Origin of the sequence: Streptomyces sp. NPDC048516, from assembly GCF_043199875.1 — a bacterium.
In the GTDB taxonomy this organism is placed as follows: Bacteria; Actinomycetota; Actinomycetes; order Streptomycetales; family Streptomycetaceae; genus Streptomyces.
This window is the reverse complement of sequence record NZ_JBICWS010000012.1, coordinates 235,235-259,108: the sequence shown is the minus strand read 5'-3', so window position 1 is coordinate 259,108 and position 23,874 is coordinate 235,235. Positions and strand designations below refer to the sequence as shown.

The following is a 23,874-nucleotide window of genomic DNA, read 5'->3' as shown; positions in this document are numbered from 1 at the left end:
GTGCTCTGGCGTACTGTCGCGCGCTCCTCCTCCGCCACCTGGCTGGCTCCGTTGCTGGCCGCCTTCGTCGCCGTGCTGCTGTCGGATGACCTCACCGGGTCGGTGACCCCCGGCTACTGGCCCAGCGCCCTGGCCGCCGCCACCTTCGCGCTGCCCTTCGTGGCCCCGGCCTGTGCGGCCGCCGGTGCCTGGGAGGGCGCACGCTTCACCCGCGGCAACGTGGCCGGCTGGGCGCCGACCCGCTCGGGGCTCGCCCTCGCCCTCCCCCTGCTGCTGCCCGTCATCGTCCTGGGCGCCCTCGGCATGGCGGTGGCCGCCGCGCTGACGATCTCCGCGGCACGCCCGCAGGCGGGCCTGCCGCCGGTCGGCATGGCCCTCGTGTGGCTGGCCGTGCTCACCGCCCACGCCATGGCCGGCTTCCTGCTCGGCAAGCGCCTCCCGCTGGTGGTGGCTGTTGCCCTGGCCCTGGTGCTCAGCTTCGTCCTGACCGCCTACCCGGCCGCCATGGAACCCGTGTGGCTGCGGCACATGGTCACCGGCGGCATGACCTCGTGCTGTTCCCTCGGCCAGGCCCCCGACCGCCAGGCCGCGGCCAGCGCACTGGTGCTGGCCTGCGGCGTCATCGCGGCCGCCGTCTCGGCCCTGACCGTACCGGGCGTGCGTCCGCGCAGGGCGCTGACCGGCGCAGCGCTGGTGGCCGGCTTGGCCGGCAGCGGATTCCTCGCCCAGGGCCTGCCCGCCGATCCCGCGGTCCCCCGGGCCGCGGAGCAACTGCGGTGCGCCGGTCACGATCCGAGGGTGTGCCTGTGGCCGGAGCTCGCCGGCAGCGCAGGGATGGTCCGCCACCACGCCGCCGACGCACGGCGGCGTCTGCAGCACGCAGGCCTTGCCGTACCGGACACCCTCACCATGGACGAGCATCCGGGCAAGCGGGCCGCGTCCATCGGCTCCTGGCCCGAGCCCACACCGTTCGAGGTGCGCGCAGGAGTGGGCACGAGCCTGCTGCCCTCCGGCCCGCCCGCCTGTGCACAGTCCGGCAGCCCCTATCCCGGCGCCGACGCCTACGGCCCCACTGCGGCATGGCTCTCGCTGACCGCGGGTGCCGCTTCCGAGGACGTCGTCAGCCACTACGGCGCGAAGGAAACCGCCGTCGCCGCGGGCGTCCGTCGCTCGGGAGCCGACGAGCAGCTGGCGTGGTTCCGGCACAACAGCCAGGCCCTGCGGGACTGCACCACCCACCCCGCGCCTGCCCCCGCACACCGGACCCGGGAGACGGCGCGATGATCTGGTGGCTCAAGGCCAGGAATGTCCCCGCAGTGCTGTCGGCTCTCTTGGCGGTGTACCTCGTGGCGGTCCTGGTGCGCCAGGAAGCCATCCCCGTACCCGCCGTGGTCGGCCCCTCCGGCCGGCTTCTGGTCACTCAGATCCTGGGCGTGGTGCCGGTGGTGTTGCTCCTGCACGGGCTCGACCGCGGGGACACCGTCACCGAGGAGGCGGCAGTGCGCCACAACGGGCGGCGCACTGTGGTGCTCTGTGGGGCCTTCGCCCTGCTGGCACTCGTGACGGCAGTGGGAATCCAGCTCCTGTGGGACCGGCCCGAAGCCCTGTCCCTTGCCCGCAACTGTGCCGGCTTCCTCGGCAGCGCCCTCATCGTCCGCGCCGTGCTGGGACCAGGTATCGCCGCGATCTGTGTGGCCGCGCTGCCCCTCGCGTGTGCCGCAGCCGGACGCCGGCCGGGAGGATCGGCCCGGCCCTGGGCCTGGCCGATCCACGAACCCCTCTCGCACCCGGGCGCCGCCGAAGCCGTTTTCCTCTTCGCCCTGGGCTGCGCGCTCGCCGTGTGGAAGAACCGCCCCGTGATCGATCCCTTCACCCGCGCCACCTGAGGACGCGGGCGGGGGCTAGCCGGACTCCGTCATCCGGGCGAAGACCACCACGTTGCCCGCGTAGCCGGACCCCGCCTCGTAGTGGCCGCCGCAGGTCAGGACGCGCAGCTCGGGGCGTCCGGTGGGGCCGTAGACCTTCCGGGCGGGGAACTTGCGCTTGTCGAAGACCTGGATGCCGTAGACCTCGAAGACCGCGGTCCGCCCGTCCTCGCGGGTCACCCGGATCGTCCTGCCCTTCTCCAGGGCGCCCAGCCCGTAGAAGACGGCGGGGCCGCCGCGGCTGTCGACATGTCCGACGATGACGGCGGTGCCCCTCTCGCCCGGGGTCGGTGCGTGCGCGTACCAGCCCGCCAGCCGGGGGGAGTCGGCCGGCGGGGCCTCGATCCAGCCGTCCTTGTCCAGTCCCAGCGGCATCAGCGGGGCCGACACCTCGATCGACGGAATCGCCACCCGGGCCGGGGCGGAGCGGGGCAGTGGCGGCGGCGCGGGGCCGCCGGGCGGGAGGTCGCCGGGGAAGAGGGCGGTGTCGGCTCCCGGCTGCGGCGGCCCGTCGGCCTCACCGGACAGTCCCTGGCGCACCATGCCGATGCCGATGAGCCCGGCCAGCGCCAAAGCGCCCCACCTGGGCCTGCGGGCGGCCGCCGGTTGCCCGGGTGCCGCTTCCGGCGGGTCCGTCGGGCTCATCGCTCACCTCCCGTGACCGCGCTTCCCGGCGCCCCTCCCCGGGGTGCACGGTCCGCTGTCGGCACGCTAGGCGGGCGCCCGGGCGGCGGCGAGCGCAGACGGCCGAACGGGCGGTGGATGCCGGGCGGTCGTGACGTCGTGCCGTTGCACCACGTGCGGCCGTCCGGCGGCTCGCCGCACCCCCGGCTCGCCGCACCGCCGGCTCGCCGCACCGCCGGCTCGCCGGCCCGCTGACCGCCCGGCCCGGCTTGCACGCCGAGGCTCGTCCGTCCGCCCCCGCTCACGAACCAGGAGGGCCGGCCGCTAGGACACCGGGAACACCGCGTCGGCCAGCCGCTCGACCTGGTCCGGGTCCGGGGACCAGCAGTAGAGCATCACTTCGTCCGCGCCGATCGCCCGGAACGCGGCCACCGCCTCGCGGATCTGCGTCCCGGTGGTGAGCAGTCCGTTGACGACATGGCCGGTGTAGCTGCTCGGCCGGTAGTACGCGGTCAGTTCCTCGCGGGCCCGGTCGAGGGTCGGCTCCGGGCCGAGGGCGACATTGACCTGGGCCAGCAGCCGGGGCCGGCCCGTACGGCCGGCCCGGGACCAGGCCGTCTCCACCGCACGGAACAGTCCGTCCATCTGCGGGGCCGGGAGCGCGGCGCCGAGGAACCCGTCGCCCCAGCGGGCCACGCGCTCCACCACGGCGGGCACAAAACCACCGAACAGCACCTCGGGCCCCCCGGGTCGCGCGGGGACCGGACCGATCGGCCCGATGTCCTCGGAGAGCGGCGCACCGGACCAGACGCGGCGCAGGGTGGCCAGCTGCCGGTCGAGCCGCCGGCCACGGGTGCGCAGGTCGACACCGGCGGCCAGATAGTCGTCGTCGCGTCCGCCGGTACCGATGCCGAGGGTGAAGCGGGAGCCCGACAGCAGATCGAGCGTGGCGGCCTGCTTGGCGAGCAGCGTCGTACGGTGCAGCGGGGCGAGCAGCACCTCGGTCTGCAGCCGGATCCGGGAGGTGGCGCCGGCGAGGGTGGCCAGCGTGATCAGTGGTTCGGGGTTGCCGAACACCAGCCGGTCGAGCAGGGCGACGGTGGTGAAGGGGGTGGCTTCGGCGCGCCGGGCCCAGCTCAGCAGCTGTGCGGGGTCGCCGATGGGGAGGCCAAGGCCTACGGACATGGGGGTCCTCCGGAAGGACGAAGGGCATACGGGCAGGAGTGAGCACGAACCGTCGTGTCTCGTGTCGCCCACTCATTCGGCGCCGCGCGTTCGCTGCGCGCGGGCTGCTCCCGTTCTGCGACGTCCTTCTGGAGAGCTGAGGTCAGAGTGCGGCCACTCTATGAGGGGGAACGCACGTCCGCACCGGGTTTTTCGCCCTGGTACTCGCCTGCTCCGGTCTGCCCTCCCCGGCCCTGCCGCCCGCCTCGCCCTGCGGCCCTCCGCGGCCCTGCCGTCCGCCCTGCCCTGCCGCCCCCGGGGTCCTCCGTCCCGGGCCCTGCCGCCCCGTCACCCCAGGCGCGCCGCCGCCACCGCGGGCGCCGAGGACTGCGGCAGCAGATGAGCGGGCCGCGGCGGCAGCAGGAGTTCCACCTCCACCCCGTCGGCGAAGCGGTACGGGCGGTGCGCCAGCACGCCCGCGAGATGGCGGCGCAGCCGGGACAGCTCGGCCCGCACCGTGACCGTGCGGCTGTGGTCACCGAAGAGGTCCCGCGCGAGTTCGGCGGCGCTGCGCCCCTGCGGGTGCGCGGCGAGGACGAACAACAGCTCGGCATGGCGCGGGGTCAGCTCGTGCGACCAGCTGCCGGCCGGTCCGCTGACGGTGACCGTCGAGCCGTCCCGGCCGCTGACGTCCAGCACCACCCGGCTCGGCCCGAAGTCCCGCTCCCGGCCCCCGACCCGGATCAGCCAGCCGCCGGGCAACGGCTCCAGGGCACACCTGCCGTACCGCGGCAGCCACAGCGGCCCGGCCTCGGGCGACTTGGGCAGCGCCACCCGGTCCGGCGGCGTCAGGCCCGTCACCCCCACGACCCAGCCGCTCGGGTCGATGGCCAGCGCCCGCCCGCCGATCCGCGCCAGCACCGGTGCCGCGCTCGACCGCAGCCGTTCCAGGGACAGATGGTGGCGGGTGCGCAGCTCGCCCTCGGCGAGGCGGGCGACGGCGGACACCAGCGAGAGCGTCGTGGGGTGGAAGGAGGCCGCCGGGCCGCTGAGGTCCACGGTGCCCAACAGGCGCCCGTCGCGCGGGTCGTGGAGCGGTGCGGCGGCACATGTCCACTGGTGGTGGCTGCGGACGAAATGCTCCGCGGAGTGCACCAGCACCGGCCGGCCGGCCACCAGCGCCGTGCCGATGGCGTTGGTGCCGACGACGTCCTCCGTCCAGTCGGCGCCCTTGTCGAAGCCCAGCCGGTCGGCCATCCGCCGGACCGGCGCGCTGCCCTCGCGCCACAGCACCCGGCCCTCGGCGTCGGTGACGACCATGATCTGCTGTGCGGCGTCGGCGGCAGGTAACAGCCCCCCGCCGAGCATCGGCAGCACCCCCGCCAGCGGGGACAACTGCCGACGCTGCTCCAACTCCACGACCGACAGGGGGACTTGCGGACGGTCGCGGTCCGGGTCGACGCCCGAGACCCGTACCCGGTGCCAGGATTCCCCGATCACCGGGCGCGGCACGTGGGGTGTCCGGCCCGGCGTCATCTCGCCCGCGAGCGCCGCCTCGTGGACCGCGGCGAGACGGTGTGCGGTGGCGCGGTGGTCCCGGTCCGACCAGATGGCGCCGTCGATCGCTCTGTCGCTCACGCTGTTCTCCGTACTGCCCGGTCCCTCGGGTGGTGCCCCTCATACGCTCACCGGTCCATCCTGGAGCCGCCCATTCTTCCGGTCCGCCCGAGGGCGCTGCAACGCAGTGCAACCGTTGTCGCCGGGAGGCGTTCCGGGGAGGGTGACGAAAGCGGCCGATGGTGTCTCGCCACCGCGGGTACGCCGGTCACCCGTCGGAGTGCCCGCCGGTGTCGCCGGAGATGCCATCGGCCGCCCTGCGCGACGTCGGCACGGTGCGGGAGGGGGCTCAGTGCCCTGACGCCCCTGGACCGGGAGCGGTGCCGTGTCGGCGCGGCACCGCTCCCCGACCGACGCGGCGGCGGTAACCCCCTGCCCCCGTTGCCTCGTGAGGCGATGCCCGAGGTAGCGGGGAGCCGCCGCCGCGTCGGGCCGTGCCGCGTCGGGCAGCTCCCGCGTCGGGCAGCTCCCGGACAAGGCCGGTGCCGTGCTCAGTCGTCGGCCACCGGCCGGGCCCGCGCCACCACGGCCGCGAGATCCAGCGTGTGCGGCAGCGTCCCGAACGCCGTCCCCGCGTCGCCGCCGAGCCGGCCGGCGCAGAACGCGTCCGCGACCTCCGGCGGCGCATGGCGCACCAGCAGCGACCCCTGGAGTACCAACGCCATCCGCTCCGCCAGCCGCCGGGCCCGGGCCTCGATGCCTTCCAGGTCGGCGAGTTCGGTGAGCATCCCGGTGATGGCACGGTCCAGCCGGTGGTCCGCGCCCCGTGCCGCCCCGACCTCGGTCAGGAACGCGTTCAGCGCCTCGGGTTCGCGCCGCAGGGCCCGCAGGACGTCCAGCGCCTGGACGTTGCCGGCACCCTCCCAGATCGAGTTGAGCGGCGCCTCACGCAGCAGCCGCGGCAGCCCCGACTCCTCCACGTAACCGTTGCCGCCCAGGCACTCCAGTGCCTCGGTCACCATCGGTGTGCAGCGCTTGGTCACCCAGTACTTCGCCACCGGCACCGCCAGCCGCAGAAAGTGCCGTTCCTGCTCGGTGCCGTCGTCGTACGCCGCCGCCAGCCGCAGCGCCAGGGTGGTCGCCGCCTCCGACTCCAGTGCCAGATCCGCCAGCACATTGCGCATCAGCGGCTTGTCGGCCAGCCGGTCCCCAAAGGCCTCCCGGTAGGTGGCGTGGTGCACCGCCTGGGCCACCGCCTGCCGCATCACCGCCGCCGACGCACTGACACAGTCCAGCCGGGTCGCCGCGACCATCTCGATGATGGTCGCCACCCCGCGTCCCTCCTCGCCGACCCGGCGCGCCCAGCTCTCCCCGTCGAACTCGACCTCCGCCGAGGCGTTCGAGCGGTTGCCGAGCTTGTCCTTGAGCCGCTGGATGCGGAAGGAGTTACGGCTGCCGTCCGGCAGCACCCGCGGCAGCAGAAAGCAGGTGAGCCCTCCCCCAGCCTTCGGCCGGGAGGTGCCCCCAGGCGTGCGGGCCAGCACCAGGAAGGCGTCCGACATCGGCGCCGAACAGAACCACTTGTGGCCGGTCAGGACGTATTCGCCGGACGCGGCCAGCGGCTCGGCGCGGGTCGTGAGGGCCCGCAGGTCGCTGCCGCCCTGCTTCTCGGTCATGGCCATCCCCGCCAGCGCGCCGCCCTTCTCGGCGACCGGGCGCAGCTCGTGCTCGTACACCCGCGAGGTCAGCAGCGGTTCCCACTCGGCCGCCAGTTCGGGTTCGGCGCGCAGCGTGGGCACCGCCGCATGGGTCATCGACACCGGGCAGCCGTGCCCCGCCTCGGCCTGCGTCCACACGAGGAAGCCGGCGGTGCGGCGGACATGGCCGTCAGGGCGGGACCAGGCGCCGGTCAGGCCGGCCGTCACCGCATGGCCGAGCAGCCGGTGCCACGCCGGGTGGAACTCCACCTCGTCGATCCGGTGGCCGTAGCGGTCATGGGTGCGCAGGACGGGCGGGTGCGCGTTGGCCTGTTCGCCCCAGCGCCGGGCGTGCGCGGAACCGGCCGCCCGCCCCAGGGCGCTCAGTTCTTCGCGTACCTCATCGAGCCGGACATCGGCGACATGCCGGGTGATGCCCTCGGTCAGGGCCGCGTCGCCGGCGAAGACGTCATATCCGACCAGCGGCGGAGGCTGGTTCGTGACCGTGTGAGTGGTGGCTGCCATGCCGGATACGGTAAGGAGGTGCAGCCGGTAAACGAACCAACCGAGCGGCCCGCGGGCCGTCTGACCAAGGCCCGTGCCCTCTATCGCAACGTCTCCAAGCGCCGGCTGGCCTGGCTCCTGCTCAAGGACACCGTCAACTCCTGCATGAGGTACCGCGTCACCGGCCTGGCCGCCGAGGCCGCCTTCTGGAGCCTGCTGTCGCTGCCGCCGCTGATCCTGGGCCTCCTGGGCGTGCTCGGCTACACGAACGCCTGGATCGGGCACGACACCCTCGACAGCGTCCGCCGGCACATCCTCGGCGCCGCCGGCACCGTCCTGTCCGCCAAGGGCGTGAACGAGATCGCCCGGCCGCTGCTCGACGATGTCTTCACCGGCCGCCGCCCGGACGTCATCTCCCTGGGCTTCGCCATCGCCCTGTGGTCCGGGTCCCGGGCGATGAACGTCTTCGTCGACACCATCACCATCATGTACGGGCTCGACGGCCGGCGCGGCATCATCAAGACCAGGCTGCTGGCGTTCGCGCTGTACCTCGCCGCGCTGGTCGTCGGCGCGGTCGCGCTGCCGCTGATGGTCGCCGGACCCGACACCGTCGTGAGCTGGCTGCCGGCCAGCGAGCACATCATCCGGGCGCTGTACTGGCCGGTGGTCCTGCTCCTGTCGGTCGCCTTCCTGACCACGCTCTACCACGCGTCCGTACCGGTCCGTTCGCCCTGGCCGGAGGACATCCCCGGTGCGGTGGTCGCGCTCGGCATGTGGGTGCTCGGCAGCTTCCTGCTGCGGCTCTACCTCACCTCGACGGTCGAGGGGCCCACCATCTACGGCTCCTTGGCCGCTCCGGTCGCCGTACTGCTGTGGATCGGGGTGTCCGCCTTCGCGGTGCTGGTCGGGGCCGCGATGAACGCCTCACTCGACCGGGTGTGGCCGTCGGTCGCCACGGCCGCGGCCCGCGAGGAGGTCGCCCGGCGGACGGCAGCCAAGCCGGAGGCGGCGGGGACGGAGACGGGGGCGGGAGCCGATGAGGCGGGCGCCGGCGACGAGCGGGGGACGCCGGCGGACGGGGGTGAGCACGGCGGTGGTGAGCACGGCGCGGCCGATGACAACGGCGAGGGAGGCAGGGGACGTGACGGCGGTGAGGGCGGCGCCCCCCGGCGCGACTGACCTGACGCCGGTTCAGCGGGGCCCGCGGTAGCGGACCAGCAGCATCGCCGCATCGTCGTGCAGCGGCCCCTCGGCATGCTCGACCAGGTCCTCGCGGACGGCGCGCAGTGCGGTCTCCGGATCTGGGTTCTTGAGCAGCGCGGCGCGTTCGCCGAGGGGGTAGAAGCGCCCCACCGCATCGCGTGCCTCGGTGACGCCGTCGGTGTAGAAGAGCAGTTGGTCGCCGGGGGTGAACGGCACCTCGTAGGGGAGGGGCGCCACCGAGCCGTGCAGGCTGAGGCCGAGCGGGAGGGCGCGGTCGGGCGGCGCGGCGAAGGCCACCGAGCCGGTGGGGCGGACGACCAGCGGCGCCGGGTGGCCGAAGTTCAGCAGGGTGGCCCGCGGACCGTCACCGATCTCGGCGAGCACCGCCGTGACGAACCGTTCGCCGGACAGATGGCGGTTCAGCGCCCGCTCGACCCGCTCGCCGACGGCCGGCAGGTCCGGTTCGTCGTGTGCCGCCTCCCGGAAGGCGCCCAGCACCACCGCCGCGCTCTCCACGGCCTCCAGTCCCTTGCCCTGCACATCGCCGACGATGATCCGCACCCCGGCGGGCGAGGTCACCACCTCGTACAGATCGCCGCCTATCCGGGCCTCGGCCACCGCCGAGGTGTACGAGACCGCGATCCGCAGCGGGCCCGCGCCGCGCGGCACCGGGCGCAGCAGCACCCGCTGGGCGACCTCGGCGATGGACCGGACGCTGGCCAGCTCCGCCTCGCGCCGCTGCCGCATCACCGCGGCGACCACCCCGGCCGCGGTCACCCCGGCCACCGACAGCAGCGCGGTCAGGCCGCGCCGGCTCTCGAACAGACCGTTGTAGACGCCCAGGCCGAGGCAGAGCACGAACGCCGTCAGCCCGACCACGGCGGTCCGCCGCCAGCCGCCGACCAGCCCGGCGAACGCCGGCCCCAGGGACACCAGCGGCAGAAACCCGACCTCCGGGCCCGCGGTGAGGTCGACCGTGGTGACCACGGCCATGACCGCGTACGGAAGCGCGGGCAGCACCCGGGAGCCGGTGCGCTGCTCCCCGTTGTCCACGGCCAAGGTGTTCTCCGACGGTGTGAGGTGAGGTGGGGTGGGAAAGCCGGGCAAGATCGGGCGAGGGCGGGCAAGGGCGAGCAAGAGGGCCGTCGGCCGTCGGAGTGTCCGAAAGCAGCCCCTCAGCCCCCGACCTGAGCATAGGCAACATATGCCGTACCGAAATACCTCGAATGCGCCCTGTTACCGAATCGCAGTGGCCCGGATGGCGGTGAGGCGGCCGGCCGGGGGCGCGGGCCGGGGCCCTGGAACGGGGCGGCGGAACGGGGCCGCGGATCTTACGGACCCATGACACGACGGCTCATGCACGGGCCGGAACGTCCCGTCCCGCTTAGCGTGACCGGCATGCGTGTACTGGTCACCGGCGGCGCCGGATTCATCGGATCGCAGGTCGTCGAGGCGCTCGTGGCGCGCGGGCACGACCCTGTCGTGCTGGATGCGCTGCTGCCCTCGGCGCACCCCGGGCCCCCGCCGCCGCTCCCGGGAGCGCGCTGCGTCGTCGCCGACGTACGGGACCGGGCGGCGGTCGACGAGGCCCTGCGGGGCGTACGGGCGGTCTGCCACCAGGCGGCGATGGTGGGCCTGGGCAAGGACTTCGCGGACGCGCCCGAGTACGTCGGCTGCAACGACCTGGGCACCGCGGTACTGCTGGCCGCGATGGCCGAGGCCGGGGTGCGCGAGCTGGTGCTCGCCGGGTCGATGGTGGTCTACGGGGAGGGCCGCTACACCTGTCCCGTCCATGGGGTGGTGCGGCCCGGCCCGCGGGCGGTGGCCGAGCTGGACGCCGGACAGTTCGAGCCACGCTGCCCGCACTGCGGCGCCGCACTGCGGCCGGGACTGGTCGGCGAGGACGCGCCCACCGATCCGCGCAACGTCTATGCGGCCACCAAGCTCACCCAGGAACATCTGGCGGCTTCCTGGGCCCGTGCCACCGGCGGCCGGGCCGTCGCGCTGCGCTACCACAACGTCTACGGGCCCGGGATGCCACGGGACACCCCGTACGCGGGGGTGGCCTCCTTCTTCCGCTCGGCGCTGGCGCGCGGCGAGGCGCCGACGGTCTACGAAGACGGCGGCCAGCGGCGGGACTTCGTCCATGTGCGGGATGTCGCCACGGCCAACGCCGTCGCCCTGGAGGCCCTGCCGGACCGGGCGGCGGGCACCCTGACCGCGTACAACACGGGCAGCGGGGTGCCGCACACCGTCGGCGAGATGGCGCGGACCCTGGCCGAGGCGAGCGGCGGACCGGCGCCCGTGGTGACGGGGGAGTACCGGCTCGGCGACGTACGGCACATCACCGCCTCCTCGCAACGGATCGCCGACGACCTCGGCTGGCGGGCCGCGACCGGATTCGAGGAGGGCATGCGGGAGTTCGCCCGGGAGGGGATGAGGGCGGCGCCGACGGGGTGACCCACGACGCCGCCGCCGCGGCCCCCGCAGCTCCCGCGGCCCGCAGCCCTCGCCACCGCGCGGCCCGCCGCCCCGCCACTCCGCCGTCTCGCCGCCCGGGCGGCACCCGCGTGCCACAGGAAGAACCTCCACACCCACCCCTCGTCCGCTTCTATACATAGGTGAAGGCGTGACCCACTCCCCTCCTCCCACCCCCCGAACCACCTCCGTGGACGTCGTCCTGCCCTGTCTAGACGAGGCGGCCGCGCTGCCCTGGGTGCTGGCACGGATCCCGGCCGGCTGGCGGGCGATCGTCGTGGACAACGGCTCCACCGACGGCTCCGCCGATATCGCCCGCGGTCTGGGCGCCACCGTGGTGCACGAACCGCGCCGCGGCTTCGGCGCCGCCTGCCATGCCGGACTGCTGGCCGCCGACGCCGATATCGTCTGCTTCTGCGACTGCGACGCCTCCCTCGACCCCGCGCTGCTCACCCCGTTCGTCCGCGCCGTCCGCGACGGCGAGAGCGATCTGGTGCTGGGCCGCCGCCGCCCCCAGGGACGCGGCGCCTGGCCGCCGCACGCCCGGCTCGGCAATCTCGCCCTCGCCCATATGCTGCGCCGCCGTACCGGACTGCGGCTGCACGACCTCGGCCCGCTGCGCGCCGCCCGGCGTACCGAACTGCTCGGCCTCGGCCTCACCGACCGCCGCAGCGGCTACCCCCTGCAGATGGTCGTCCGGGCCGCCGACGCGGGCTGGCGGGTCGACGAGCGCGAGGTGCCCTACCGGCCGCGCACCGGCCGTTCCAAGGTCACCGGCACCTGGCGCGGCACCTGGCACGCGGTGCGCGATATGCGCACCGTCCTGCACCAGCCACCGTTCCCGCCCTGTACCGAGGAGACCGCCCGATGACCGCACCCGCCCACCGTCCGGAGCGGCCCGGGCCGACGACGCTCCTGGTCATCGCCAAGGAACCGGTGCCCGGCCGGGTCAAGACCCGCCTCACCCCGCCCTTCACCCCCGACGAGGCCGCCGAGTTGGCCGAGGCCGCGCTGTACGACACCCTCCAGGCCGTGCGCGCCATACCTGCCCGGCGGCGGGTGGTCGTCCTCGACGGCCGCCCGGGGGACTGGCTGCCGGACGGCTTCGACGTCCGGCAGCAGGGGGCCGGCGGTCTCGACGAGCGGCTGGCCGCGGCCTTCGCCGGCAGCACGGGCCCGACCCTGCTCATCGGCATGGACACCCCGCAGGTCACCCCGCAACACCTCGCCCCTGCACTGGCCTTCGATGCCTGGGACGACTGCGACGCCTGGTTCGGCGCGGCCGAGGACGGCGGGTTCTGGGCACTCGGCCTGGCCGTGCCCGACCCCCGGCTGCTGCGCGGCATCCCCATGTCCACCAGCCGCACCGGCGCCGCCCAGCGCGCGCGGCTGACCGCCGCCGGCCTCCGGGTGCGGGACCTGGCGCCCTTGCGGGACGTCGACACCGCCGACGATGCGGAGCGGGTCGCGGCCGCGGCCCCCGCCGGACGGTTCGCCGCCACCCTCGCCCGCCTGACCCCGGTCACCGGCCGATGAGCACCGCCATGCCGCCCACGGCACAAACCGACCGGTGCGACACCGTCACCTGGGGTGCGGACCCGTACGCCGATGCGCTGCGCCGCGGCCGTGGCCCGCTCTTTCTGCGGCGCAGCGACGGCTGGCTGCTGCCGCTGGAGGTCGAGCGCTGGTGCGCAGGGGCGGACGCCGCCGACCTGTCGGCGCTGCGCCGCTGCGAGGGCGCCGTCCTCGACATCGGCTGCGGTCCCGGCCGGCTGGTCGCCGCACTCGCCGCCCAGGGCCGGCGGGCGCTCGGCATCGACGTCAGTGCGGCCGCGGTGGCCCGCACCGCGGCGGCCGGCGGCTCCGCACTGCACCGCTCCGTCTTCGACTCCCTGCCGGAGGAGGGGAGCTGGGGCACCGCCCTGCTCCTCGACGGCAACATCGGCATCGGCGGCGACCCGTACGCCCTGCTCACCCGCACTGCGGAACTGGTCGGCCGGCACGGTCTGCTGATAGTGGAGACCACCGCCGTGGACCTCGACGAACAGGTGGAGGTCCGGGTGGAGCGGGGAGACCACCCGGGCGCGGGGGAGCGGCCCGTGCCGGGCGAGCCGTTCCCCTGGGCCCGGGTCGGCGCCCCCGCGCTGCTGCGCTACGCGGACGCCGCCGGCTGGACCCCCGTCGAGCAGTGGACCGTCACGGACCGGGCCGGTCAGACACCGGACACCGAACGCTGCTTCGTCTCGCTGCGCCGCCGGGGCGCCCCGCGCAGCCGCCGCTGAACCGTACGGCCCAGCAGCCACAGGGCGGACAGCGCGCACAGCCCGGCGGTGACCAGCAGCCAGTGGGCCAGGAACACCCCGCCGGGCAGCCGCGTCGTGGCCTCGTAGCGCGCGGCCGAGCCGCTGCCCGCCGAGCCGGCGATCAGCGGGAACCACACCAGCAGCAGCAATCCTGACAACGCGGCGGGCACCCGGACATACGCGGTCCGGGCCCGGTGCGGCCCGCTCCGTGCCGTCCAGCGGACGACCACGCGGTCGGCGAGCGCATACAACGGCAGCAGCACCAGATCGTGCAGCAGCGCCGCCCCGGCGAACCAGACGAGCACCAGTGGCCACTGCCCGCCGGCCAGCAGTCGCACCCCCGCGTAGCCGGTGAGGGCGAACGAGGCGAGTATCAGCAGCAGATGCAGCGGCCCCTCGCCGTAGCGGCGGGAGAGGCGCAGGGCCCCGAGCATCCGCCCCGCCCCATCCCGCACGGCCGGTTGCCTGGTCCCCACCGGCCCTTCCGGCAAGGCCCGTTGCCGGGTCCGCCGCGCTCGTTCCCGCACAGCCTGCAGCCTCCTGTGCACCTGCACCTGCACCCTCACCACTCTCCGAACGTCAGCCGTGCCACCCATTTGGTCTGGAGCACCCCGGGAGCCGCCGGGACGATGATCCGCGCCGGATAGCCGTGGTCGGCGGACAGCTCGGCGCCACCCACCCGCAGCGCGAGCAGCGATGACGGATCGCGCACCTGGTTGTCGCGCAGTGCGGCCCGGCGGAACGCGCCGTGCAGCTGAAGCGACTCCACCAGCACGCCGGAAGGCCGTTCACCGAGCCCCACCAGTGCGGCGAGGTCCCGCAACCGCACCCCGCTCCACTGCTGCTCGCCCGTCGACCATCCCTCGACACAGGCGATCGGCAGCGCCGCCGTGTGCTGGGGCAGGGCCAGCAGCTCGGCGCGGCCGAGCCGCACCCGCCGTCCGCCGCCCTCGATCGTCAACCGCCAGTCGTCGCCCGTCTCCTGGGCTCTGACGCCTACGGCCGCGGCGGTCTTGTTGATCTGGAAGCCGTTCGGGCCGCTGCCCGGGTCCCGGCCCCCGTGCGGTGCCAGCAGGGCCGTCCGCCGCCACCATCCGCCGACGCTCTGCCCGGCGGTCGTCGTGAACAGCAGCAGCGAACCGGCGCCGACCAGTCCCAGCGCTCCCCGCCGGGTCACCGTCGGCCGGTCCGGGCGGGCCGCCACCAGCCCGGTGTCATCGGCCGCCGGATCCGGGTCGGTGCGCTCGCGCAACGCCCGTACGGTCCGCGGCAGTCGCAGCACCACATGGACGCCGAACGCCCCCATGAACACCCACGCGCCGTAGAAGTGCAGCGGATAGAACGACCCGGGGAAGACGTACTCCAGCTGGATGTTGAGGATGCCGGTGACGAACTCGAAGAGCGCCCCGCCGACCAGCAACAGCAGGGAGAGCCGTTCCAGCGCATGGCCGAGGGACCGGGCCGGCGGCAGGGTGAAGAGCTTGGGGATCACCGACCACAACTTCGCCAGCAGGACGGGCACCAGCGCGATCCCGACGGTGACGTGCAACCCCTGGGTGAGCCGGTAGAGCCAGGAGGGGCCGGTCGGCCAGCTGAAGAGGTAGAAGCCCAGCAGGCCCTTGCCGGGCGTCTTGTCGTTGACGCCGCCGCCCAGATCCGGGTTGTACGCCGCGTACGACAGCAGACCGGTCACGAACAGCAGCGTGATCCCGGCCAGCAGGACCACGCCGAGCAGCGCGGTCAGCCGCGGACCGCGCAGCGGACTGCGCCAGACGGACGCCGATGCCGGGGAAGGGGAAGAGGGAGGGGAAGAGGGAGGGGAAGAGGGAGGGGGTGGGGAAGAAGCGGGAGGGACGGAGAAAGGGCGCGGGGGAGGGGCACTCATGGTGTGTGTCCTTGGCGATTGGCGCGGCGAGGTCCGCCGCCTGGCCTGTCCGGCGCTCGGGGCCGGAGGGGCGTGGCTTCGACGGTATGCCGCGATGGGGGCGCCGAACGGGCCGTGACGCATGACGAAACTCTGACGCCGCGGGACAGGAGCGCCCTTCGCCGACCGGGGCCGGGCGAAATCTGACGGAACGATGACGCCGTTGCCGCCGCACGGCCGTTGCCGCCGCACGGCGCCTAGCGTGCCGCTGTGACCTCCCGTGCGACCCCCCGTCCGGCCTCGCAGCCGGTCTCCCGTCCGTCCGACCGCCCGGCCCCCGAAGGCCCCGCCGCACAACGCGCCGCGCGCCGCCGCGATCTGGCGGCCGTCGCGGGTGCCGCCCTCCTCGTCGCGGTGGCCGCGCTGGTCGGTACCGCCATCGAGCGCGCCAACGGCAGTCTGCATGTCAACTGGCCGCCGCTGTACGCCTCGTGGTTCCCGCACCTGGGCCCCGGCACCCCCGCCGCGCTGGTGGTCGCCGTCGTGGTGATCGTCCACGGGCCGTCCCTCGCGGCCCGGTTGTCCTGGCGCCGCCTCGTCCTGACGGGCTGGGCCGCCGCCCTGGCCTGGACGGGGGCGCTGGCGCTGATAGACGGCTGGCGCACCGGTATCGCCGGCCGGCTCACCACCGCCTACGAATACCTGACCGTCATCCGCCGCTTCGACGATCCGGGGCCGGCGCTGCGCGACTTCACCCACCACATCCTCAACAACGCGCCGGACCACTGGCCCGCCCATGTCGCCGGGCATCCACCTGCCGCCGTCCTCACCTTCGTCGGCCTGGACCGCATCGGCCTGGGCGGTGGCGGCTGGGCCGGCATCTGGTGCATCACGGCCGGCACCTCCGCCGTGGCCGCGGTCCTCATCGCGCTGCGCGCCCTCACCGACGAGCCGACCGCCCGCCGGGCCGCGCCGTTCCTCGTGCTGACCCCGGCCGCCGTCTGGGTGGGCACCTCGGCGGACGGCTACTTCGCGGCCGTCGCCGCCTGGTCCCTGGCGCTCCTCGCCCTCGCCGCCACCCACCCCACTCGCCGCCGGCGACCGCCGGGAGGTGCCCCCGTCCCGGCCGCCGCTGCCCCCGTCCCGGCCGCCGCCGCCCTCGCCTCCGGGCTCCTCCTCGGCCTGACCTGCTATCTCTCCTACGGCCTCACCCTGATCGCACTGATCGCCGCGGCGATCCTGCTGCTCACCCGCACCGCACGGCCGCTGCCCTTCCTGGCGGCCGGGGTGCTGGCCGTCGCGGCCGTGTTCACCCTCGCCGGATTCCGCTGGTGGGAGGGGTACGAGCTGCTGGTCGAGCGCTACTACCAGGGCGCCGCCGCGGTCCGCCCGTACGCCTACTGGGTATGGGGCAATCTCGCCTGCACCGTCTTGATCATCGGCCCGGCGACGGTGGCAGCTCTGCGCCGTACCCTCACCGTGGCCCCCACCGCCCTGCGGGGTCTCGGCCCGTCCGCCGGACCACTGCGCGCGCCGTCCGCCCGGCTGGCCGTCCTCGTGGCGGCCGTGCTGCTCGCCGTGCTGACGGCCGACCTCTCAGGGATGAGCAAGGCGGAGACCGAACGCATCTGGCTGCCGTTCGCCGTCTGGCTGCCGGCCGCCTGCGCACTGCTGCCCACGGCCCGGCATCGCCCCTGGCTGACCGCGCAGGCGGTACTGGCGCTGCTGATCAACCACCTTTTGTACACCGGGTGGTGACGGCACATCAGGAAGGATGGGGAAAGGTCAGGCGAGGTAGGGGCGGGTCGAGTTGACCCGGCCGGGGCGCAGGATGCGGATCGGGCCGAGATTGCACGACGGGCAGTCGGTCAGGGTCAGCGGGGAGCGGACCCGGGCACCCCGGGCGAAGTAGTCGGCGCGTCGTTGGCCGGCCAGATCCGTGGTGTGCCGGATCTCGTACTCCTCCTCCCAGCCGTGTCCGCAGTGCAGACAGACGAAGGAATAGGCCTCGTGAACCGTCTCGGTGTCCCGTTCCATGGTCATCACGCCCTCTCGGGCCCGTCGCGCCCGCGCCGGGCCGCATGCATGCCGCACTTCCCATTATCGCGCTCTGCAACGGGGTTCGCGGGGCCGGATTTCCGGGTTCCCGATGACCTTTGGCAGGGCCCGCCACCAGGCACGATGCCCAGGGCGGGTATAAAGGCGCCATGGGGCACGACGCGCAGCGCGCACCGCGGCAGGCCGGGGCCACCGCGCCCGGCGGCGATCTCGATCACGACGTCGAGGAGGTCATCGCCGCGGTGCTGACCGCCTCCCGGCTGCTGGTGGGGATCTCCGCCCGCTCGCTCGGGCGCATAGCGCCCTCCCTCACCCTGCCCCAGCTGCGGGCCCTGGTGGTGCTGGACGGCCGGGGCCCGGTCAAACTCGCCGCCCTGGCCGGGGCGCTGGGCGTCAACCCGTCCACCGCGATGCGGATGGCCGACCGGCTGGAGGCGGCCGGCAGTCTCACCCGGCAGACCAACCCCGCCAACCGCCGCGAGGTCGTCCTGAGTCTGACGGAGGAGGGCCGCTGCCTCGTCGCGCGGGTGCTGGCCGGCCGGCACCCGGAGATCGCCGAAATCGTCGCCCGGCTGCCGGCCGCCCAGCGCGCCGGCCTCATCGACTCGTTGCGGGCCCTCACCGATGCGGCGGGCGAGCCTCCGGTGGCGCCGCGACCGGCGCCGCCGCCCGAAGCGGCCGCTCCCTGAGGCGGCCGGCGCCGGGCCGCCGGGTCTGTGCCAAGGCCTGGTACACCGCCTGGACCAGGCCGCGGTTGCGCGGGTCGTCGCCGGTCGTGCCACCGCCGTACTTGTTCATGGTGTACGCGAAGGACAGCCGGTTCTCCGGATCCGCGAAGGCGTACGAGCCGCCCGCGCCACCGTGCCCGAACGCCCGGGGGTTGGGACCCGCCTGGCCCCGGTGGTTGAGCATGTAGCCGAGTCCCCAGCGGTGTTCGTGGCCCGCAGGGGCGAGCGCGTCGATCGTCAGATCACGTTCGCCCGGCAGACTCTGCGACCGCCGCATCGCTTCCAGGGTGCCGGGCCCGACGAGCGTGCCGCCCGCCAGCGCCCCGTACACGGTCGCCAGCCCATGGGCACTGGCATGGGCATTGCCCGCCGGGATCTCCGCCGACCGGTAGGCGGCGCTGTTGACGTCGCCGGTGGGGATGGACATCAGCGCCAGCATCACGACGGCGAGCGGATGGTCGGCGAGCGCATGGAACGGCGGCTTCGGTACGCCGGGAAACTGCGCGGCGATCCGTGCCTCGTCCAGCCGCCCGACCATGTCCGCACAGCGGGCGTGCTCCTCTGCGGGGGTACCGATGAACACGCCCGCGCCCAGTGGCCCGGTGATCTCACTGCGCAGGAACGCGCCGAGGGACTGCCCGGTGATCCGCCGTACGACCTCGCCCACCAGGTATCCGAAGGTCACCGCGTGGTAGCCCTGCGCGGTGCCCGGCTCCCACCACGGCGGGGTCGCCGCCAGGGCGGCGCACACCCGGTCCCAGTCGTAGGCGCACCCCTCGGGGAGCGGTGCACGGGGCGCGATCAGACCGGCGCGGTGACTGAGCAGCCAGCGGACGGGGATGTCCTGCTTGCCGGCCTGCCCGAACTCCGGCCAGTACCGGACCACCGGCGCGTCGAGGTCCAACTCGCCCCGGTCCACAAGGAGATGAGCGCACAGTGCGGTCATCCCCTTGGACGTCGAGTAGACATTCACGAGGGTGTCGTGCTCCCAGGCACGGGTCCCGGCGGCGTCCGCATGGCCGCCCCACAGGTCGACCACCGCCTCGCCCTCCACGGTCACCGTGACCGCCGCGCCGACATCGCCGTGCTCGCGGAAGTTTCGCTCGAACGCTTCCCGTACGCCGGTGAAGCCCGGTGCGCAGTGGCCGTCGACGGTGGCTGGTCCCACGGTGGCTCTCCTCGCGTCGTCCGAGTGCGGTCATCCCCTACGTCCATCCCGTACGTCCGTACGCGCATGCGTCCGTACGGGCGTGTGGCGTCTACCGGATGATCCGCCCGGGCCGATGCCCGTGGCAACCATGTGGGTCCGGACGGCTCAGCGGCGCGTGTCCGGATTCCGCCCTCCTGCCCCCGCCGTACGGCCGGTGCCGGGCCGTGTGGTGGCGCCCGTCCCTCTCCCGCCCTTTTGCGGGCCTCCGGTCGCACACACCGGTGCGTGGGGCGAGCCTGGAAGCGTTCGGCTCCCGGAGGACGGCCGCAGAGGAAGGTCCCACAGTGAACAGCGCGAAACCGGCAGGCACGCAGCATGTATCGGCCGAGGTGGTGGTGGAACTGGAGAGCTGCGCGACGCAGGACGCGCATGCCGTCTTCAGCGCACTGCGCACCTCCTTCACCTCCGACCGGGCCGCGGACGACGTACCCGAGGAGGTCGCCGGGGCGGGCTCGACCGTGTGGACCTCGACCTTCGACGTGAGCGACCGCAAGTCCGCGGCCGAGCCCCGCCGGCTGAGCGCCCCCGTCCTGGTCAGCCTCCAGGGCGGCTACTGGGCCGTCGACGAGCTGTGCAGGGGCCTGGAGTCCGCGTTCGCGGTGCACATCCTCGGCACGGCCGCCGGTGACCAGGAGAAGGAAGTCGAGCTCCGGCTGGAGACCCGTGAGACGGGAGGGCCGGTACGGCCGATCGCGTGACCTCCCGCTCGCCCCGGGCGGGGCCCTGGCCCGGCTGGCGACCGGCCGGGCGGAGCCGTGCCCGGGGGGCTCCGGCGGCCCGTGATCTGTTGCGGAACCCGCCCCGCGGGGTCACCATGACAAATGACCCATACGTGATAAATGCTCACTCTTCGTGTTTCGGGGTTCGTTGGTCCAACGAGGTGAAGGGCGTGAGCCTCGCGGTGAGGAGCCACGACATGACACTTCCCGGCGACCGGCACTACACGGTCGAACTGCATGCTTCGGCGGAGCGTGTGCCGCAGATCCGGCGGATCCTTGCCGCGCACCTGCGGTACTGGGATCTCGAACTGCATATCCCGCCCGTATGCCGGGGAGTGGCGGAACTCCTGACCAATGTCCATCGCCATATCGGCCCGGACGCCCGGTGCGTCGTCGAACTCCGCTGGAGCGGCCGTCACCTCACCGCGTCCGTCGCCGACGAGGGCCCGCGGCTGCCGAAGCTGCGCTCCGCGGCCGGCGGCGGGCTCGCCACGGTGGCGGCGCTCAGTGACAGTTGGGGCACCTGTGGCACCCCGGACGGCAAGGTCATCTGGTTCACCCGCCGGGTCGAGGCGACCCGCAAGTCCCGGCTGACCAGCCGCACTCCGCTGCGCAGTGTGCCCGACGCGAAGGGCCAGCCGGCGGTGCCTCCGGCCGTACCGGTCGAGCCGCTCGTCGAGCCCGTACCCGAGGCCGCACCCGAGGTCGCCGCCGCGGCCGCCGCCGAGGCCGCCCCGGCGTCGTCGTCCGGGGTATTGGTCGTCTGACGCGCCTCTGGTTCCACCTCGACCGGCCTGCCACTGGCTGGCCGATGAGGCGCTTTGACGAGGCGCTGACGAGGCGCTGACGAGGCGCTGACGAGGCGCTGGCACCGGCCTCTGCCACGCCCTCGCGGACCGGCCGCCAACCGTCGCCGGGCCTCCCGCGGGCGCGCGCCACGCCGCCGCCCGGGAGCCGTTGCCGCCGCCGCCCGGGAGACACCGTCGCTCGGGCGGCGGCGTTACGCGGATACGGCGCTGCTCGGACACGGCTGCTGCGCGGGAAGCACGGCTGCCGCGCGGGCGCGGTTCTGCTCGGACGCACCGCCCCGCACTCCTGCCGACACGGCAGTTGAGGAGTTCACCGCCGTCGTGCCGTCGTGCCGTCGCGCCGTCGTGCCGTCGTGCCGTCGTGCCGTCGTGGTCTCGTGTTGCCCGTCCTGCTCCTGCTGTCTGTCTGCCTGCCTGCCGAGCCGTGTCGTCGTACGGCCGTGCCGCCGCATTGCCCGCCTCCCCGCGGCTCCATGCCCTGCGCCCCCAGCTCCAGGTCCTGCCCCGCCGCGCGTTGCCCTGCCGGGAAGCCGCCCGGCCGACGTGCGGCCGCGCCCGCCCTCCTCTCGCGTCCGGGCCCCGGCCACCGCCCCGCCCACCCGCGCCGCCGTGCCCAAATCCCCCGGGATGCCGGACCGTCCCGCACGACCAGGGAGTTCGTCGCGCGTACGGCGATGTGTCACACCTGGGACACCCCCCCTTCCCCGGGCGCCGTTCCTCTTGGAACACTCTGCTGACCCGGTTTCCTCACAGCTCCCGGTACCACCGCACAGCATCGACCCCCATATCGCGAAAGCCCCCCACACACACGACATGAGGTCCCCAAAGCCATGGCTGAACTGAATCGGCGCCGTTTCCTCCAGATAGCCGGCGCCACCGCGGGCGTCTCGGCCCTGTCGAGCAGCATTGCCCGTGCGGCGGCCATTCCCGCCACGCGGCGCTCCGGATCCATCAAGGACATCGAGCATGTCGTCGTCCTGATGCAGGAGAATCGTTCCTTCGACCACTACTTCGGCTCGATGAAAGGTGTACGCGGCTTCGGCGACCCGCGCCCGCTCCTCCTCGACAACGGGAAATCCGTCTGGCACCAGCCGGACGGCTCCAAGGACGTCCTGCCCTACCACCCGGACGCCGAGAACCTCGGTATGCAGTTCATCGAGGGCCTCAACCACGACTGGGCGGGCGGTCACAAGGCCTGGAACGACGGCAAGTACGACAGCTGGATCCCGGCCAAGGGCACCGGGACGATGGCCTATCTGACCCGCAAGGACATCCCGTTCCACTACGCGCTCGCCGATGCGTTCACCATCTGCGACTCGTACCACTGCTCGATCATCGGGGCCACCGACCCCAACCGCTACTACATGTTCTCGGGTCATGTCGGCAACGACGGCTCGGGCGGCGGCCCGGTCCTGGGCAACGAGGAGGCAGGGTACGACTGGACCACGTACCCGGAGCGGCTGGAGAAGGCCGGGGTCTCCTGGAAGGTCTACCAGGACATCGGTGACGGCCTGGACGCCGACGGCAAGTGGGGCTGGATCGAGGACGCCTACCGCGGCACCTACGGCGACAACTCGCTGCTCTTCTTCAACCAGTACCGCAACGCCAAGCCCGGCGACCCCCTCTACGACAAGGCCCGCACCGGTACCAACGCCAAGCAGGGCGACGGCTACTTCGACCACCTCAAGGCCGATGTGAAGGCCGGCAAGCTCCCCCAGGTCTCCTGGATCGCCGCCCCCGAGGCCTTCTCCGAGCACCCCAACTGGCCTGCCAACTACGGTGCCTGGTACGTCTCGCAGGTGCTGGACGCACTCACCTCCAACCCCGAGGTGTGGAGCAAGACCGCCCTGCTCATCACGTACGACGAGAACGACGGCTACTTCGACCACGTCCTCCCGCCCTTCCCGCCGGCCTCCGCCGACCAGGGCAAGTCGACCGTCGACAGCAAGCTCGACAGCTTCGACGGCAACGCCACCTACGCCGCGGGTCCCTACGGCCTCGGCCAGCGCGTCCCGATGCTCGTCGTCTCCCCCTGGAGCACCGGCGGTTACGTCTGCTCCGAGGTCTTCGACCACACCTCGATCATCCGGTTCCTGGAGCGCCGCTTCGGTGTGCACGAGCCGAACATCTCGCCGTGGCGGCGCGCCATCTGCGGCGACCTGACCTCCGCCTTCGACTTCGGCCTGGAGAACACCAAGCCGGCCGCGCTCCCGGCCACCGACGGCTTCCAGCCGCCGGACAACGAGCGGCACGACAGCTATGTGCCGAAGCCGCCGGCCAACCCCGTCCTGCCCAAGCAGGAGCCGGGCTCCCGGCCGTCCCGTCCGCTGCCGTACGCGCCGCTCGTCGACGGGGCCGCCGCCCCCTCCACCGGGCGCTACACCCTCACCTTCGGCAGCGGCGACAAGGCCGGCGCCTGCTTCACCGTCACCGCGGGCAACCGCACCGACGGCCCCTGGACGTACACCACGGAGGCCGGCAAGCAGATCTCCGACACCTGGAACACGTCCTACTCCAAGGACACCTACGACCTCTCGGTGTACGGCCCGAACGGCTTCCTGCGCTCCTTCAAGGGCGACGGCAAGAAGGCCGGCCCCGAGGTGACCGCCCGCCACGACGCGACCGCCGGACGCGTCGTACTCACCCTCACCAACCACGGCAGCACCGACTGCCACCTCACCGTCACCCACGCCTACGGCGGGGCGAGCGAGACGTATCCCGTTCGCGCGGGTGCCACCGTCAACAAGCCGGTCGACCTGCGTGCCGGCAAGCGCTGGTACGACCTGTCGGTCACCGCCGACACCGACGGCACCTTCCTGCGCCGGTTCGCCGGTCATGTGGAGAACGGTGAGCCGGGCGTGAGCGACCCGGCGATCATCACCGGCTGAGCGGGCGGAGGACAGCGAGCGGACGGGGGGGGGGGGGGGGGGGGGCGGGGGGCCCCCCCCCCCCCCCCCCCCGCCGCGGGCGGGGGGGGGGGGGGGGGGGGGGCGGGCCCCCCCCCCCCCCCGCGCGGGGGGGGGGGGCCCCC

General features: G+C 73.9%; 21 protein-coding genes. 12 read left to right on the top strand and 9 right to left on the bottom strand.

The features are described 5' to 3' along the window. Together ACGFR7_RS24335 and ACGFR7_RS24330 are read left to right on the top strand one after the other, a co-directional pair. Positions 1-1,284, top strand: coding sequence for a hypothetical protein (locus ACGFR7_RS24335; RefSeq protein WP_393322934.1), 1,284 nt, complete (start codon positions 1-3; stop codon positions 1,282-1,284). After that, positions 1,281-1,886 (top strand): hypothetical protein, encoded by a 606-nt coding sequence (locus ACGFR7_RS24330; RefSeq protein ID WP_393322931.1) that lies wholly within the window; start codon positions 1,281-1,283, stop codon positions 1,884-1,886. The genes ACGFR7_RS24335 and ACGFR7_RS24330 overlap by 4 nt, the downstream gene beginning before the upstream one ends. A 15-nt stretch (positions 1,887-1,901) precedes the next feature. Here the strand turns inward: ACGFR7_RS24330 and ACGFR7_RS24325 are convergent, their stop codons facing one another. The 4 genes from ACGFR7_RS24325 to ACGFR7_RS24310 form a co-directional block, all read right to left on the bottom strand. After that, positions 1,902-2,570: a class F sortase gene (locus ACGFR7_RS24325; protein WP_393322929.1), complete on the bottom strand. Its 669-nt coding sequence runs from the start codon at positions 2,568-2,570 to the stop codon at positions 1,902-1,904. 303 nt (positions 2,571-2,873) lie between these two features. Beyond that, on the bottom strand, positions 2,874-3,734 hold the full coding sequence (locus tag ACGFR7_RS24320) for an LLM class flavin-dependent oxidoreductase (RefSeq protein WP_393322926.1): 861 nt from the start codon (positions 3,732-3,734) through the stop codon (positions 2,874-2,876). A 327-nt stretch (positions 3,735-4,061) separates the two neighbouring features. Next, positions 4,062-5,351: a GAF domain-containing protein gene (locus tag ACGFR7_RS24315; RefSeq protein ID WP_393322923.1), complete on the bottom strand. Its 1,290-nt coding sequence runs from the start codon at positions 5,349-5,351 to the stop codon at positions 4,062-4,064. A gap of 470 nt (positions 5,352-5,821) precedes the next feature. Beyond that, positions 5,822-7,492: an acyl-CoA dehydrogenase family protein gene (locus ACGFR7_RS24310; RefSeq protein WP_393322920.1), complete on the bottom strand. Its 1,671-nt coding sequence runs from the start codon at positions 7,490-7,492 to the stop codon at positions 5,822-5,824. A gap of 18 nt (positions 7,493-7,510) precedes the next feature. Between ACGFR7_RS24310 and ACGFR7_RS24305 the strand changes: the two genes are divergently transcribed. After that, positions 7,511-8,650, top strand: a complete 1,140-nt coding sequence (locus ACGFR7_RS24305) for a YihY/virulence factor BrkB family protein (RefSeq protein WP_393322917.1) — start codon at positions 7,511-7,513, stop codon at positions 8,648-8,650. Between the two features lie 12 nt (positions 8,651-8,662). On the opposite strand, the gene ACGFR7_RS24300 is transcribed toward ACGFR7_RS24305, so the two are convergent. Beyond that, positions 8,663-9,667, bottom strand: a complete 1,005-nt coding sequence (locus tag ACGFR7_RS24300) for a PP2C family protein-serine/threonine phosphatase (protein ID WP_393323018.1) — start codon at positions 9,665-9,667, stop codon at positions 8,663-8,665. A gap of 405 nt (positions 9,668-10,072) precedes the next feature. Here ACGFR7_RS24300 and ACGFR7_RS24295 point away from each other — a divergent pair, with 405 nt between their 5' ends. The 4 genes from ACGFR7_RS24295 to ACGFR7_RS24280 all read left to right on the top strand — a co-directional run bounded on the left by ACGFR7_RS24295 (position 10,073) and on the right by ACGFR7_RS24280 (position 13,434). After that, a complete protein-coding gene (locus tag ACGFR7_RS24295; protein ID WP_393322914.1) occupies positions 10,073-11,134 on the top strand; it encodes an NAD-dependent epimerase/dehydratase family protein in 1,062 nt (353 codons plus the stop codon). A gap of 169 nt (positions 11,135-11,303) precedes the next feature. Further along, positions 11,304-12,023 (top strand): glycosyltransferase family 2 protein, encoded by a 720-nt coding sequence (locus tag ACGFR7_RS24290; protein ID WP_393322911.1) that lies wholly within the window; start codon positions 11,304-11,306, stop codon positions 12,021-12,023. After that, positions 12,020-12,688, top strand: a complete 669-nt coding sequence (locus ACGFR7_RS24285; protein WP_393322908.1) for a DUF2064 domain-containing protein — start codon at positions 12,020-12,022, stop codon at positions 12,686-12,688. The genes ACGFR7_RS24290 and ACGFR7_RS24285 overlap by 4 nt, the downstream gene beginning before the upstream one ends. Further along, on the top strand, positions 12,685-13,434 hold the full coding sequence (locus ACGFR7_RS24280) for a methyltransferase domain-containing protein (protein ID WP_393322905.1): 750 nt from the start codon (positions 12,685-12,687) through the stop codon (positions 13,432-13,434). Before ACGFR7_RS24285 ends, ACGFR7_RS24280 begins: the two co-directional genes overlap by 4 nt. Here ACGFR7_RS24280 and ACGFR7_RS24275 read toward each other — a convergent pair. Further along, the gene (locus tag ACGFR7_RS24275; protein WP_393322902.1) at positions 13,365-13,889 is read right to left on the bottom strand and encodes a hypothetical protein; all 525 of its coding nucleotides are present in this window, start codon (positions 13,887-13,889) and stop codon (positions 13,365-13,367) included. The genes ACGFR7_RS24280 and ACGFR7_RS24275 overlap by 70 nt on opposite strands. Before the next feature lie 128 nt (positions 13,890-14,017). After that, complete coding sequence (locus ACGFR7_RS24270) at positions 14,018-15,340, bottom strand: molybdopterin-dependent oxidoreductase (RefSeq protein ID WP_393322899.1); 1,323 nt, start codon at positions 15,338-15,340, stop codon at positions 14,018-14,020. A gap of 249 nt (positions 15,341-15,589) precedes the next feature. Here ACGFR7_RS24270 and ACGFR7_RS24265 point away from each other — a divergent pair, with 249 nt between their 5' ends. After that, entirely contained in the window at positions 15,590-17,077 is a 1,488-nt protein-coding gene (locus ACGFR7_RS24265) for a hypothetical protein (RefSeq protein WP_393322896.1), read from the top strand. 27 nt (positions 17,078-17,104) lie between these two features. Here ACGFR7_RS24265 and ACGFR7_RS24260 read toward each other — a convergent pair whose 3' ends face one another. Next, positions 17,105-17,362 carry a hypothetical protein gene (locus ACGFR7_RS24260; protein ID WP_393322893.1) on the bottom strand — a complete coding sequence of 86 codons (258 nt, stop codon included), beginning with the start codon at positions 17,360-17,362 and terminating at the stop codon, positions 17,105-17,107. Positions 17,363-17,526: 164 nt separating this feature from the next. On the opposite strand from ACGFR7_RS24260, the gene ACGFR7_RS24255 reads away from it, so the two are divergent. Further along, positions 17,527-18,066 carry a MarR family winged helix-turn-helix transcriptional regulator gene (locus ACGFR7_RS24255; protein WP_393322890.1) on the top strand — a complete coding sequence of 180 codons (540 nt, stop codon included), beginning with the start codon at positions 17,527-17,529 and terminating at the stop codon, positions 18,064-18,066. Here the strand turns inward: ACGFR7_RS24255 and ACGFR7_RS24250 are convergent. Continuing rightward, entirely contained in the window at positions 17,996-19,273 is a 1,278-nt protein-coding gene (locus ACGFR7_RS24250) for a serine hydrolase domain-containing protein (RefSeq protein ID WP_393322887.1), read from the bottom strand. The two genes, ACGFR7_RS24255 and ACGFR7_RS24250, sit on opposite strands and share 71 nt — an antisense overlap. A gap of 326 nt (positions 19,274-19,599) precedes the next feature. Here ACGFR7_RS24250 and ACGFR7_RS24245 point away from each other — a divergent pair, with 326 nt between their 5' ends. From ACGFR7_RS24245 to ACGFR7_RS24235, 3 genes are all read left to right on the top strand, one after another. Continuing rightward, positions 19,600-20,013, top strand: coding sequence for a hypothetical protein (locus ACGFR7_RS24245; RefSeq protein WP_393322884.1), 414 nt, complete (start codon positions 19,600-19,602; stop codon positions 20,011-20,013). 218 nt (positions 20,014-20,231) lie between these two features. Further along, positions 20,232-20,801 carry an ATP-binding protein gene (locus ACGFR7_RS24240; RefSeq protein WP_393322881.1) on the top strand — a complete coding sequence of 190 codons (570 nt, stop codon included), beginning with the start codon at positions 20,232-20,234 and terminating at the stop codon, positions 20,799-20,801. An 872-nt stretch (positions 20,802-21,673) separates the two neighbouring features. Further along, positions 21,674-23,731 carry a phosphocholine-specific phospholipase C gene (locus ACGFR7_RS24235; RefSeq protein WP_393322879.1) on the top strand — a complete coding sequence of 686 codons (2,058 nt, stop codon included), beginning with the start codon at positions 21,674-21,676 and terminating at the stop codon, positions 23,729-23,731. Positions 23,732-23,874: the final 143 nt, after the last annotated feature.

Excerpts from the sequence above, each read along its gene's own strand:
- ACGFR7_RS24275 (WP_393322902.1), bottom strand. The coding sequence starts at position 13,889 with ATGCTCGGGGCCCTGCGCCTCTCCCGCCGCTACGGCGAGGGGCCGCTG.
- ACGFR7_RS24325 (WP_393322929.1), bottom strand. The coding sequence starts at position 2,570 with ATGAGCCCGACGGACCCGCCGGAAGCGGCACCCGGGCAACCGGCGGCC.
- ACGFR7_RS24255 (WP_393322890.1), top strand. The coding sequence starts at position 17,527 with ATGGGGCACGACGCGCAGCGCGCACCGCGGCAGGCCGGGGCCACCGCG.
- ACGFR7_RS24260 (WP_393322893.1), bottom strand. The coding sequence starts at position 17,362 with ATGACCATGGAACGGGACACCGAGACGGTTCACGAGGCCTATTCCTTC.
- ACGFR7_RS24330 (WP_393322931.1), top strand. The coding sequence starts at position 1,281 with ATGATCTGGTGGCTCAAGGCCAGGAATGTCCCCGCAGTGCTGTCGGCT.
- ACGFR7_RS24300 (WP_393323018.1), bottom strand. The coding sequence starts at position 9,667 with ATGGCCGTGGTCACCACGGTCGACCTCACCGCGGGCCCGGAGGTCGGG.
- ACGFR7_RS24295 (WP_393322914.1), top strand. The coding sequence starts at position 10,073 with ATGCGTGTACTGGTCACCGGCGGCGCCGGATTCATCGGATCGCAGGTC.
- ACGFR7_RS24235 (WP_393322879.1), top strand. The coding sequence starts at position 21,674 with ATGGCTGAACTGAATCGGCGCCGTTTCCTCCAGATAGCCGGCGCCACC.
- ACGFR7_RS24240 (WP_393322881.1), top strand. The coding sequence starts at position 20,232 with ATGACACTTCCCGGCGACCGGCACTACACGGTCGAACTGCATGCTTCG.
- ACGFR7_RS24310 (WP_393322920.1), bottom strand. The coding sequence starts at position 7,492 with ATGGCAGCCACCACTCACACGGTCACGAACCAGCCTCCGCCGCTGGTC.
- ACGFR7_RS24270 (WP_393322899.1), bottom strand. The coding sequence starts at position 15,340 with ATGAGTGCCCCTCCCCCGCGCCCTTTCTCCGTCCCTCCCGCTTCTTCC.
- ACGFR7_RS24320 (WP_393322926.1), bottom strand. The coding sequence starts at position 3,734 with ATGTCCGTAGGCCTTGGCCTCCCCATCGGCGACCCCGCACAGCTGCTG.
- ACGFR7_RS24280 (WP_393322905.1), top strand. The coding sequence starts at position 12,685 with ATGAGCACCGCCATGCCGCCCACGGCACAAACCGACCGGTGCGACACC.
- ACGFR7_RS24285 (WP_393322908.1), top strand. The coding sequence starts at position 12,020 with ATGACCGCACCCGCCCACCGTCCGGAGCGGCCCGGGCCGACGACGCTC.